The organism is Variovorax sp. dw_308, assembly GCF_019207085.1.
In the GTDB taxonomy this organism is placed as follows: domain Bacteria; phylum Pseudomonadota; class Gammaproteobacteria; order Burkholderiales; family Burkholderiaceae_C; genus Variovorax.
In genome coordinates this window covers 229555-241987 of the sequence record NZ_JAATOM010000001.1, presented here as the reverse complement: position 1 = coordinate 241987, position 12433 = coordinate 229555, and the positions used below count along the sequence as shown (strand labels likewise).

Here is a 12433-nt window from a genome sequence, read left to right as displayed (position 1 = left end):
GCTTCTCGAAGAACTCGCGGCCGATGCTCGACGCGCCTACGAATCGATCAGCTTTTCCGCCTGCAACACCAGTTCCTGCGGGATCTTCAGTCCCAGCGCACCGGCGGTCTTGCGGTTGATGATCAGGTCGAATTTCGAGGGTTGCTCGATCGGCATGTCGGCCGGCCGCGCGCCCTTGAACACCTTGTCGACGTACTTTGCCAACTGCCGAAAGGTGTTGAAGGAATCGATGCCGTAGCTCATCAAGCCGCCGTCCCGCACGTTCTCGGGCAGGCCGAACATCGACGGCATGCGGTGCGCCAGGGCGAGCGCGGCGATCTGTTTTCCCGCGCTCCAGAGGAAGGCATCCGGCGAAACCGAAACGGCATCGGCCTGCTGTTGCGCCAGCGCGAGGAAGGCGCCGGGAAGCTCATCCGGCGTACTCGCGGTGGCAAAGAGAAGGCGCAGGTCCAGTTGCTCTGCGACGGGTTGCATCGTCGAGTGCACGCTCGGGTAGTTCGGGTTGGCCGGGTTCGACAGGACTCCGAGGCGCTTCAACCCCGGCACCATCTGCTTGAACAACTGGATCCGCTTGCCAGTCAGGTCGGCGGTGGAATTGGAGAGCCCGGTCATGTTGTGGCCGGGATGCGAAAGGCTGTCCGCGAAGCCTGAGCGCACCGGATCGGAAACGCTCTCGAAGACGATGGGAATGACGCTGGTCGCCCGCTGAGCCGCCAGGGCACCGTTGGTCGTGGAGGTCTCGATCAGGTCGACCTTGAGCGCGACCAGTTCCTCGGCGAGGCCCGGCAGACGCTCGACCTTTCCATCGGCATAGCGATCGACAAGCACATAGTCACGGCCCCTGGTGTAGCCGAGGTCTTGCATCGCCTCAAACAACACGTCGCCATAGGGCTTGCTTTGCGCGGAGGTGTAAGGGCTGAGGGTGCCCAGGGTCCGGGGCGCGCGTTGCGCGTGAACCCATGAAGACGCGGGCCATCCCAGTGACATGCCGACGAGCACATTACGACGATTGACCACGATGCCTCCTTCGAGCCGGTCGACGCGGCGCCGTGTGATGGCGCGCTTCGTCCAACATGTGAAGACCAACGCTCCCTGGGCAGTCATCTTACGGTCGCTCATGGCTTGCGGCCGACCCCGTGTACAAGCCGATTCTTTTCCACGAAAAAGGGCCGGTGTTGTGCACCGGCCCAGATCGCGTCTATTTGATTCGGGCCGGTCTCGATCCCATTTGCCCGCGCTATCTATGGATAGCCTTGATCAGGCCGAAGCAGGCTGCAACTTGCCTTCAGCCAGCGTCTGCTCACGCAGGCGGTCATATTCGGCCTTGGGCACCGGCACCGCATTCGGGTCGCCGAGGTCCTTCATCTGCACCCGATAGGTTTCACGGGCAGTCCAGGCCGCGATGGCCGCGACGACGCAGATGGCCAGGGTGATGGTGCCGATCATGACCGGGATGTTGGTCGCACCGGGAGGCGCCACGGCGACGAACAGGGCCGGCAACAGCGCAGTGACGAGCGTGCCGAGATTCTGCGAGATGGCCATGCCGGAGACACGGGTGCGGGTCGGGAACATCTCGGGGTAGAAGCTCGGGAAGATCGCGTTGTAGCCCTGGTAGACCACGCCCCACATCAGCAGCGAGAAGACGATGGCCATCGGCACGCTGTGGATGCTGATCGCATACAGGTAGCCGAAGGACAGCAGGCCCGCACCGATCGCACCGGCGATGATGGGAATGCGGCGGCCGATCTTGTCGGAGAGGTTGCCCACGAAGGGAATCACCAGCACCGCGACGATGTTGCCCATGACGGGAATCCACAGGTAGAGGTCTTTCTCGAAGTTGATGCCGTAGCCCGGCTGCACCGCGTAGGCCGCACCGAAGATGGTGGTGACGACGGGAATCACGTTCATCAGCGAGCAGCACATCACGCGCAGCATGTCGCGCCAGCTTTCCTTGACGGCCTGGATCACGGGCGCCTTCTGCACCTCGCCGCCGGCATCGACATCGACGAACGCGGGCGTCTCGTCGACTTCCTTGCGGATGATGTAGCCCGCGACGATCACGACGAAGCTCAGCAGGAACGGAATGCGCCAGCCCCAGCTGTTGAAGGCATCCTTGTCCATGTAGTGCGCGAGCGGAAGGAACACGGCGGCGGCGAGGATCTGGCCGGCCTGCACGCCCTGCAGCGTGAAACTGGCGAAGAAGCCGCGGCGGCCGAAGGGCGCGTGCTCCAGGATCATCGAGCTCGCGCCCGAGATCTCACCGGCGACCGCGAAGCCCTGGATCAGGCGCAGCGCGACGAGCAGCGCGGGCGCCCACAGGCCGACCTGGTCATAGGTCGGCAGCAGCCCGACCGCGATGGTCGAGAAGCCCATCAGGAACATGCACATGATCAGCACGTTCTTGCGGCCATGCGTGTCGCCCCAGTGGCCGAGCACGAAGGCGCCGATAGGGCGTGCGACATAGCCCACGCCATACGTCGCGAGCGACGCGATGATGGCGATCTGCGGGTCGCCCTTCGGGAAGAAGATCTGCGGGAAGATCAATGCCGCCGCGGTGGCGTAGATGAAGAAGTCGTAGTACTCCAGCGCCGAGCCGATCCAGCCGCTGGCCGTGGCTTTCTTCGACTGGTGCCTGCCTTGCGGCTCGTGATCCAGAGTTGTCATGGGTAGTCTCCTGTTGAAATGGGGTTACTGCTGCTGCGCCTGTGATGCCATGCGTGCGGGCGCGTTGCTGGCGCCATAGGCGTCGTAGGCATCGATTCGCTGCACCACCTCGAAGAACAGGCCGTTCTCGAAGCTTTCGGTATAGATGTGGAGGTAGGCGCCGGCGGCCGAGCGGTCGTACAGCACGCCGGCCGCGCGCATGTTCGCGAGCAGCGTAGGGTCGATGTCCATGCGAGTGGGCAGGTCGTCGTAGTAGTTGTCGGAGATCGGCACGAAGCGCAGGCCCTTGCCGCGCAGGCTGGCCACGGTCTCGAAGATGTCGGTGCAGTCCAGCGCGATGTGATGCACCGCGCCGCCGCCGGTGCGGCTCAGCGTCTGTGCGGTGCGGGTGCGCTGGCTCGTCGACACGTTGAGCACCAGGCGCACGCTGCGGTCGGCATTGGCCACGCCGCGGCTGCGGATCAGGCCGAAGGGGTCGGCCAGCTCCAGGCTCTCGCCGGTTTCGAGGCCCAGCACCGCGCGCGAGAACAGCACCCAGGTGTCGAGCTGGTCGAGTTGCAGGCCCAGCGCGACGTGGTCGATGCGCTGCAGGCCGGCGCCGGGCACGGCCGAGCTGTCGTCGAGGATGAAGTCGGCTTCGTACAGGCCGGTGTCGCCGAGCGACGACGAGACGAAGTGGACCAGGTTGCCGCCGGGCGCGATCATCGCGGGCACATGCAGCTCGTTCGGCCCGACCGGGCTGTCATGGCGCTGCGAAAGCATCGCGCTGGTGCGCTCGACGGCCGCCGCAGGATCGGCGCAACGAAGGCCGAGCGCGCATACCGAGGTGCCGTGCAGGTCGAAGCGAGCGCGCGCAAACGATCCCGGTTGCGCGTTGACGATCATGTAGATGTCGCCTTGCCGATAGAGCACCACCGCCTTGGAACGGTGGCGCCCAACGCGCCGGAAGCCCAACTGCTCCAGCATCGTGCCCAGCGTCACGGCCGAAGTTTCGTCGGCGGCGAATTCGAGGAACGCGTAGCCCGACAGCTTCGGCGCGGCCGGCGGGTTGAACAGCTCGACCTGGTTCAGCGCACGTTGCGCCTTGCCGTCGGTCGTCGATGCCTTCACGAGCCGGTCCCGCGTCTGGCTTTCGAGGTACAGCAGCGAACGCATCGCATCGACCGCGGTGCGCTTGTTCGGCGTCTCGCGGAACACGTCGTTGAAGATCTCCAGCGACAGCGGCCCGGTGTAGCCGGCGAGCAGCGTCTTCTCCAGGAAGCTCACCATGTCGAACTCGCCCTGCCCCGGGAAGGACCGGTGATGCCGCGCCCACTGCAGCACGTCCATGGCCAGCAACGGCGCATCGGCCATCTGCAGGAAGAAGATCTTGTCGCCGGGAATGTCGACGATGCCGGCCGGATCGTCCTTCAGCGAATAGGTGTGGAAGCTGTCCAGGATCAAGCCGAGGTTCGGATGATCCGCGCGCTTCACGATGTCCCAGGCCTGGCCGTAGAGCGAGGTCGCCTTGCCCCAGGCCAGCGCTTCGAAGCCGACGCGCAGGTTGCGCTGCTTCGCGCGCTCGGCCAGTTCGTGCAGTTGCTCCGCGGCCAGCGTCGGGTCGTTGATGACCAGCGGCGAGGTGTTGGAGCAGCACAGCACCAGTTCCGCACCCATCGCCTGCATCACGTCGAACTTGCGCTCGGCGCGGTCCAGGTTGCGCTTGTGCTGCGCCGCGGGCATGCCTTCGAAATCACGGAAGGGCTGGTAGAGGTCGATGCCCAGGCCCAGGTCTTCGGTGATCTTGCGGAGGTCGGCGGCGGCGCCGTTGAAATTGATGAAGTCGTTCTCGAACAACTCGATGCCGTCGAACCCGGCGGCAGCGATGGCTTCGAGCTTCTGGCGCAGCGTTCCGCTGAGCGATACGGTGGCGACGGATCTGCGCATGATCTCAGTCCTTGCGGCCGAAGCCGCGCTCCGCGATTGCCGCGCCGCCGCCAAACGCACCGGCTGGGCCGGTGAGTGCTGCGCAATTTGTCTCTTTTGTGTTCATGGGGGGTACTGTGAAACCAGCAGTCACCGTTCACAATCTCCCCGAACTACTCATCGATCGATCATCGATCGTCCTCGATCACTATTCGCGCCGATTAGGGGTTAGCCCCTACCCATGCCTCACGAGCCAAGTCCGACAAAGACGTTCTGCACGTCGTCGTTCGAATCGATCGCGGCCAGGAAGCTCTCCACTTCCTCCAGGTCCGCGGCGCTGAGGCTGGCCGGATCGATGGGGTTCTTCGGCTTGTAGCCCAGCTTGGCTGTCAACACGGTGAAGCCTTGCGCCGGCAGCGCGCGGCTCACGATGTCGAGGTCCGCATGTTCGGTGATGAACAGCGTGACGCCATCGTCGCTGGCCGGCTCGAAGTCCTGCGCGCCGGCCTCGATGGCGGCCACCTCCGGGTCCGCGCCGGGCTGCGCGGGCTCGGCCTCGATCATGCCGACGTGGTCGAAGTCCCAGGCCACGGAACCGGACGACCCCAACTGGCCTTTGCGGAACAGCACCCGCATCTCCGGCGCGGTACGGTTCACGTTGTCGGTCAGGCATTCGACCATCACCGGCACGCGGTGCGGCGCGAAGCCTTCGTACATCACATGCTCGAAGTGCACCGAATCGGCCCCGGTGCCCGAGCCTTTCTTGATGGCCCGGTCGATGGTGTCCTTGGGCATCGACACCTTGCGCGCCTGCTCCAGCACCAGCCGCAGGCGCGAGTTTCCTGCCGGGTCGGCCCCGGCACGCGCCGCGACCATGATGTCCTTGGCCAGGCGGCTGAACAGCCGGCCCTTGGCATTGGCGGCAATTTCCTTGCCCTTTGCTTTCCACTGTGCGCCCATGTCGTGTTCCTCATCGAAGGCCTTGAACGGGGCACACACGATGGCCCTAATGCCCCCGCGCGCCCACGCGTGACAACCCGTAGACCGCCTGAAGTATCGCCCCGCGCGACTGGCCCAGGGTGAGGCCCATCCAGCCTTCTTCCTCGCAGCAGAAGGCAGCGCGGATCTCGTCGCGCAGTGCTTGCTGTTGGGATTCGGGCGCATCGGGATGGCGGCGCAGCCACATATCGGCGCGCAGCATTTGCAGCATGTCGATCAAGGGCACGGTGCCGAACTCGATCGCGATGGCGGCGGTCTAGGCATGCGGGCAGGCAGAGCGCAGCGTGTCGGGCGCCCGCCCCCAGGCATGTGTCGCCGCCGCCGCGCCTTCGCCCGGACAGGTGACATCGGCGCCTCACCAGGCCCGTGCGCGCTGCAGTTCATCGGCGCCGGCCTTGCCGATGCAGATCTTCTCCCCGTGCCCAAAGGACCCCAGGCCCGCGTGAAAGTCGATCCAGCCGATGCGCTGGCAGCCCGCGCCGAATTGCGTGAAGACGCTTTGCAGCACCTGCGCGCTCCAGGCCTTGCGCCGTCCGCCGAAGCACATGCCGTCGGCATGGGTGTACTGCCCGGCCGTCACGAGTTTCATGCCTGCCAGCCCCGGTCAGGGATGGGCCGCGGAGATCTCTGGGGTTGGCCTGCGGTGGCGTGGCACCGGGGCGCAGAGGCGCTGGGCACGGCGTGCGGATGGGCTCATGTTGTTGTCTCCCTCTGCTTTTTGTATGCACCGAATGCGGAGCCACCGACATTCGGGTCTTCTGGCGTGTGCTTTTTCATTATGTTGGAAGGTCGACGACATCGGCAAGCAGGAGCGTCCGCAGCAGCAGGACTCACCCCTTCTGCCGCCACTCCCGGGGCGAACAGCCAAAGCGCTCGCGAAACGCCCGGCTGAAATGCGCCGCATCGTTGAAGCCCCTGCCGTAGGCGATCTCCGCCACGGGCCGTCCCGCCAGTCGTGGTTCCAGCAGATCGCGCCTGCAGGCCTCCAGGCGGCGCTCCCAAAGGTACTGCGCGGCCGTCATCGGCTCGTTGCGGAAGAGCCGGTGGATGTGCCCGGCCGACATGCCCAGCCCGGCCGCCAAGCTACCTATCGAAAGCGTCGGGTCCGCCAGTCGCTCGTCGATGGATCGCTTGACGCGCGCCAGCTGCCAGGCGGTGAGTTGGCTCAGTCCGCGCGTGCGCGCCGCAGGCAAGGTCTGCAGGCCGGCCACGAGGATGCTCTGCACGCCGTGGGCGACCGCGAAGGCCGATGCCGGCTGCAGCGTATCGATGTCCTCGCGCAAGGTGCGGATCATGCTCATCATCAGGTGGCCCGCACCTTCGCGGCCCGAGACGGTCGTCGCGGTCAGCTTCTCGGTGTCGCGCAACGCGCTGCGCAATTGCTGGCCCGGCACCTTGAGCACGACCTGCTCGAAGTCGGCATCGAAGACCAGTTCGTACGGTCGCGTGGTGTCGTAGATGGCGAAGTCACCGACCTGCAGCAGCGCATCGCGGCCGTCCTGGCGCACGATGCCCGTGCCGCGCGCCTGGAAGGCGGCGAGGAAATAGTCGTCCGTCGAGCGCGCGATGTGCGAGGGCGTGCGCGTGACGTGCTGCGCGCCCGATGAGACGACCGACACGTTCAGCCCCGGCAGGTCATGCTGCACGATGCGTCCGTCGAAGGCGCCCCGCTCGGGCCGCTTCACCGGATCGCAGCCCAGTTGCACGTAGACGTTGCAGATCATGTCGGTCCAGTAAGCCAGCCGCTGCGAACGCGGCACCACGTCGGTGCTGAGCAGGTGGTTCATGGAGAAGGCTCCAAGGTTGCGGTTGCGACGACACACCGGGACAAGAACGCTGCCAGTTTTGGACAAGGCGATTCGAGCCCGTCAATTTACGCTTGACGCAACCCGCATGCCACGGCGCCAACCCGCAGCGCTCCGCTTGCGGCGCCCGTTCCAACCAACCCGGAGATCGAGATCACCATGCCCAGCAAGACCCATCCCAAGCTTCGCGTCGCCGCCGTCCAGGCGGCCCCCGTATTCCTGGACCTGGACGCCACCATCGGCAAGACCATCGACCTCATGGGCCAGGCGGCGGCCCAGGGCGTCAAGCTGATCGCCTTCCCGGAAACCTGGATCCCCGGCTATCCGTGGTGGATCTGGCTCGATTCGCCGGCCTGGGGCATGCAGTTCGTGCAGCGCTACAACGACAACTCGCTGGTGCTCGGCTCGCCCGAGTTCGACCGCCTGCGCGACGCCGCACGCCGGCACAGGATCTGGGTCTCGACCGGCTTCAGCGAAAAGGCCGGCGGCAGTCTCTACATCGCACAGGCGCTCATCGACGACCAGGGCGACGTGGTGCAGACGCGCCGCAAGCTCAAGCCCACGCATGTGGAGCGCACTGTGTTCGGCGAAGGCGACGGCTCCGACCTGAGCGTGTGCGAGACGCCCATCGGCAACATCGGTTCGCTGTGCTGCTGGGAGCATCTGCAGCCGCTGAGCAAGTACGCGATGTATGCGCAGAACGAGCAGATCCACTGCGCCGCCTGGCCGAGCTTCTCGCTGTACCGCGGCGGCGCCTACGCACTCGGCGCAGAGGTCAACAACGCCGCCAGCCAGATCTACGCCGCCGAAGGGCAATGCTTCGTGATCGCGCCCTGCGCGACGGTCTCGCCCGCGATGAGCGAACTGCTGTGCACCGATCCGGGCAAGCAGCAGATGCTCCTGAAGGGCGGCGGCTTCGCGCGCATCTACGGCCCGGACGGCTCGCCGCTGGGCGCCAACCTGCCGGAAGACCAGGAGGGCCTGGTCATCGCCGACATCGACCTCGGCATGATCTCGCTGGCCAAGGCGGCCGGCGACCCGAGCGGCCACTATTCACGGCCCGATGTCACGCGCCTGCTGTTGAACAAGACCCGCCGGGAGCCCGTGGTCTACCAGCGCGCCGCCGAGCCGGAGTCCACCGGCTTCGAGACGCTCCACGCCGATGGCGTCTAGAAGTTCTGCGGCTTGAGTTCGCCGGCCTTGTTGGCCTTGGCGGCCGCGTCCCGGCGCGCCTTGCGGGCCGCAGCCTTGTCGCTCGCTGACACCTTCGGCTTCGCGGTGGGAACGGTCTCGATGCCTTCCGCAGGCAGCGGGTTCTTCGACGCCTCGGAGCCTTCAACCTTGCGCTCGGTCCTCGCAGCGGCCTTGTCGCCGGACGAAGACTTGGGCCTCGCGGCAGGGATGGGATCGATGCCCTCTGCCGGCAGCGGGTTCTTCGCCGCCTCGGCGCCCTCCTTCCTGCGCTCGGCCTTGGCGGCGGCCTTGTCGTCGGTGGTCTGCGCCTGGGCGCCCAGGGCCAGCAACTGGCTCGAAGCGATAGCAATGGAAAGGGCAAGCATCCTCATCTCGAACTCCTTGAAGTGAACATTGTTTGATACGCGCGGAATCGGCCATTGGATTGCACGCTACACGGCTATGTGCCCGAACCCGGCCGCTCAATGGCAACGAGGCGTTACAGCGGCGCGGCACGACGGCCATCAGGCCTCCTCGGGCTCGTCGCCCACCAGGTAGTCGATTTCCACGAAAGCTTCCACCTCGCGCTGCCACCGCTCGGTGAGGAACATGGTGTGCACGGGATGCGCGTCGTAGCGGTCGAAGGCGGCCTGGTCGGCGAAGTCCATGAGCAGGCCCCAGTCGAATTCACTCTTGGCGCTGACCTGCCGCACGCACTTGAAATTGCGCACATCCGGAATCGCCGGGCCGAGCTTCATGGCCCGCGCGAGGAAGTCTGCCTCGGCGATGGAGCCGTGTGGATGCTTGAGCCTGAAGAAAACGGTGTGCCGGATCATTGCGCCAGGATTTGTCTTGCCTCCCCGGTTCCTGTTCCGTAACCCGCCGCCGCCATGGGCATGCCGCCGCGCTGGATTCGCACTGCGCAGTACTTGAATTCCGGAATCTTTCCGAAGGGGTCGAGCGCGGCATTGGTCATGAGGTTGGCCGCGGCCTCATAGTAAGCGAAGGGCACGAAAACCGCACCCTGCGGCGTGCCGTCGTCGCGACGAATGTGGATGGCTACCTCGCCCCGGCGGGATGCGATGGTGATGACGTCGCCGGCTTCCAGCCCGAGCTTCGCCAGGTCGGCCTGGCACATCGAGGCCGTGGCCATCGGCTCCAGCGCGTCGAGCACGGTGGCGCGGCGCGTCATGCTGCCGGTGTGCCAGTGCTCGAGCTGGCGGCCGGTGATGAGCACGAAGGGGTAGTCGGCGTCGGGGCGTTCGTCGGCCGGGATGATGTCGGCCGGGACCAGCTTCACGCGGCCGGTAGCGGTCGGGAACTTCTCGATGAACACGGTGGGCTGGCCCGGGTCGTCTTCGGTCAGGCACGGATAGGTCACGCTGGACTCGCGCTGCAGCCGATCCCAGGTGATGCCCTTGATGGCCGCATGCATCGCCAGGCGCATCTCGTCGTAGACCGCGGCCACGCCGGATTCGACGCCTTCGTAGTTCCACTCCAGGCCCATGCGATGGGCGATCTCCTGGATGATCCAGAGGTCGGCCCTGGCATTGCCCGGCGGGTCCAGCGCACGCTTGCCGAGCTGCACCATGCGGTCGGTATTGCTCACCGTGCCGGTCTTCTCGGGCCATGCGCTCGCGGGCAGCACCACGTCGGCCAGCCAGGCGGTCTCGGTCATGAAGATGTCCTGCACGACGAGGTGTTCCAGGCTGGCCAGTGCGTGGCGCGCATGGTTCAGGTCCGGATCGCTCATCGCGGGGTTCTCGCCCATGATGTACATGCCGCGGATCTTGTGCGGATCGCTGTCGGGCGCAAGCGCCTTGTGCATGATCTCGACCACCGTGTAGCCGGGCTTCTCGTCGAGCTTCATGCCCCAGAAGTCCTCGAACCACGCATGCGCGTCGGCGTTGTCGACGCGCTGGTAATTGGGGAACATCATCGGGATCAGCCCCGCGTCGCTCGCGCCCTGCACGTTGTTCTGGCCGCGCAGCGGATGCAGGCCGGAACCCGGCTTGCCGATCTGGCCGGTGACCGTGACCAGCGCGATCAGGCAGCGTGCGTTGTCGGTGCCGTGGATGTGCTGGCTGATGCCCATGCCCCACAGCACCATCGCGCCCTTGGCGGTGGCAAAGGCGCGCGCGACTTCGCGCAGCGTCTCGGCCGGGATGCCGCAGATCGGCGCCATCGCCTCGGGGCTGTAGCCCTTCACGTTGTCGCGCAACGCCTCGTAGTTGCTGGCGCGGTTGCGGATGAATTCCTCGTCGACCAGCCCTTCGTCGATCACCGCATGGATCAGCGCGTTGAGCATGGCCACGTCGGTGTCGGCCTTGAACTGCAGCGTGCGCCAGGCATGCTTGCCGATGTCGGTGATGCGCGGGTCGGCCAGCACGATCTTCGCGCCGCGTTTGGCGGCGTTCTTCATCCAGGTGGCGGCCACCGGATGGTTGGCGGTCGGGTTGGAACCGATGACGAAGATCAGCTCGGCATGCTCTACGTCGTTGACCTGGTTGCTCACCGCGCCGGAGCCCACGCCTTCGAGCAGGGCCGCCACGCTGGAGGCATGGCACAGGCGCGTGCAGTGGTCGACGTTGTTGCTGCCGAAGCCGGTGCGCACCAGCTTCTGGAACAGGTAGGCCTCCTCGTTGCTGCCCTTGGCCGAGCCGAAACCGGCCAATGACTTCTTGCCGTGGGTGTCGCGCAAGCTCTTCAGCTTGCCGGCGGCGAGCGCCAGCGCCTCGTCCCAGGTGGCTTCGCGGAAGGTGTCGTGCCAGTCGCCGGGGCGCGGCGTGTCGCCGTAGGCCTTGGGCATGCCGGCCTTGCGGATCAGCGGCACGGTGAGGCGTTGCGGATGGTGCGCGTAGTCGAAGCCGAAGCGGCCCTTCACGCACAGGCGGCTGTGGTTGGCGGGTCCGTCGCGGCCGTCGACGCTGACAATCTTCTCGTCCTTGACGTTGTAGGTGATGAGGCAGCCGACGCCGCAGAACGGGCAGACCGAATCGACCTTGCGGTCGACGACCTGCGAGCCGATGTGGCTCTTGGGCATGAGCGCGCCGGTCGGGCAAGCCTGCACGCATTCGCCGCAGGCCACGCAGGTGCTGTCGCCCATCGGGTCGTCGAGGTCGAACACGATCTTGCTGTGCTCGCCGCGCATGGCATAGCCGATGACGTCGTTGACCTGCTCCTCGCGGCAGGCGCGCACGCAGCGGTTGCACTGGATGCAGGCGTCGAGGTTGACGGCCATGGCGGGGTGGGAGACGTCGGCCTTGGGCTGTTCGCGGCGCAGGGCCTTGAGCTGGGGGCGGACGGTGATGCCGAGGATGTCGGCCCAGGCGCTGAGTTCGCCGTGCTGGCCGATGGGCCGGCCCTCACCCCGGCCCTCTCCCGCAAGCGGGATAGGGAGATGACTTGCCCCCTCTCCTGCAAGCGGGTGAAGGAGTGGACTTACCCCCTCTCCCGCTTGCGGGAGAGGGTTGGGGTGAGGGCCGGCCCCCTTCAACACCCCTCCATCGTTCCACTTGCACCCCCCATCCGGCATGTCCGACAGCAGCATCTCCACCACCATCTTCTGACTTTTCACCGCGCGATCGCTGCAAGCCTGTACTTCCATCCCCGCCGTCACATTGCGGCAGCAGCTCGGCGCCAGCGTGCGTTCGCCCTTCAACTCGACGACACAGGCCCGGCAGTTGCCGTCCGGCCGCAGCCCTTCCTTGTAGCAAAGGTGCGGAATGTCGACGCCCGCGCGCTTGGCGGCGACCAGGATCGTGTCGCCTTCGAAGGCTTCAACGGTGCGTCCGTCGAGCGTGAACTCGATGACTTGCGGCAGCAACTCCGCGAGATGGGTCGGAGCGTTCATGATGTCCCCACGCTTGTCGCTTCGTGTCCGGCGG

The 12433-nt window shown here is 66.1% G+C and carries 9 protein-coding genes and 1 pseudogene; 1 reads left to right on the top strand and 9 read right to left on the bottom strand.

Going from position 1 to position 12433, the window contains the following annotated elements:
- Positions 1-36 precede the first annotated feature (36 nt).
- The 6 genes and pseudogenes from HCU76_RS01045 to HCU76_RS01015 all read right to left on the bottom strand — a co-directional run bounded on the left by HCU76_RS01045 (position 37) and on the right by HCU76_RS01015 (position 7355).
- Entirely contained in the window at positions 37-1119 is a 1083-nt protein-coding gene (locus HCU76_RS01045; protein ID WP_218508204.1) for an ABC transporter substrate-binding protein, read from the bottom strand.
- A gap of 138 nt (positions 1120-1257) precedes the next feature.
- Positions 1258-2664 carry an MFS transporter gene (locus tag HCU76_RS01040; RefSeq protein WP_213955297.1) on the bottom strand — a complete coding sequence of 469 codons (1407 nt, stop codon included), beginning with the start codon at positions 2662-2664 and terminating at the stop codon, positions 1258-1260.
- 24 nt (positions 2665-2688) lie between these two features.
- A complete protein-coding gene (locus HCU76_RS01035) occupies positions 2689-4590 on the bottom strand; it encodes a bifunctional sugar phosphate isomerase/epimerase/4-hydroxyphenylpyruvate dioxygenase family protein (protein WP_218508203.1) in 1902 nt (633 codons plus the stop codon).
- A gap of 225 nt (positions 4591-4815) precedes the next feature.
- The gene (locus HCU76_RS01030; protein ID WP_218508202.1) at positions 4816-5529 is read right to left on the bottom strand and encodes a YebC/PmpR family DNA-binding transcriptional regulator; all 714 of its coding nucleotides are present in this window, start codon (positions 5527-5529) and stop codon (positions 4816-4818) included.
- 46 nt (positions 5530-5575) lie between these two features.
- Positions 5576-6157 (bottom strand): annotated as a pseudogene (locus HCU76_RS36445) (DUF2817 domain-containing protein).
- Positions 6158-6398: 241 nt separating this feature from the next.
- Positions 6399-7355 (bottom strand): helix-turn-helix domain-containing protein, encoded by a 957-nt coding sequence (locus HCU76_RS01015; RefSeq protein WP_218508199.1) that lies wholly within the window; start codon positions 7353-7355, stop codon positions 6399-6401.
- A 177-nt stretch (positions 7356-7532) separates the two neighbouring features.
- Here HCU76_RS01015 and HCU76_RS01010 point away from each other — a divergent pair, with 177 nt between their 5' ends.
- Positions 7533-8546 carry a carbon-nitrogen hydrolase family protein gene (locus HCU76_RS01010; protein WP_213955293.1) on the top strand — a complete coding sequence of 338 codons (1014 nt, stop codon included), beginning with the start codon at positions 7533-7535 and terminating at the stop codon, positions 8544-8546.
- Here the strand turns inward: HCU76_RS01010 and HCU76_RS01005 are convergent.
- The 3 genes from HCU76_RS01005 to fdhF form a co-directional block, all read right to left on the bottom strand.
- The gene (locus HCU76_RS01005) at positions 8543-8938 is read right to left on the bottom strand and encodes a hypothetical protein (protein ID WP_213955292.1); all 396 of its coding nucleotides are present in this window, start codon (positions 8936-8938) and stop codon (positions 8543-8545) included. The two genes, HCU76_RS01010 and HCU76_RS01005, sit on opposite strands and share 4 nt — an antisense overlap.
- 132 nt (positions 8939-9070) lie before the next feature.
- Entirely contained in the window at positions 9071-9382 is a 312-nt protein-coding gene (locus HCU76_RS01000) for a Dabb family protein (RefSeq protein WP_213955291.1), read from the bottom strand.
- On the bottom strand, positions 9379-12399 hold the full coding sequence (gene fdhF, locus HCU76_RS00995) for a formate dehydrogenase subunit alpha (RefSeq protein ID WP_218508198.1): 3021 nt from the start codon (positions 12397-12399) through the stop codon (positions 9379-9381). The genes HCU76_RS01000 and fdhF overlap by 4 nt, the downstream gene beginning before the upstream one ends.
- Positions 12400-12433 lie beyond the last annotated feature (34 nt).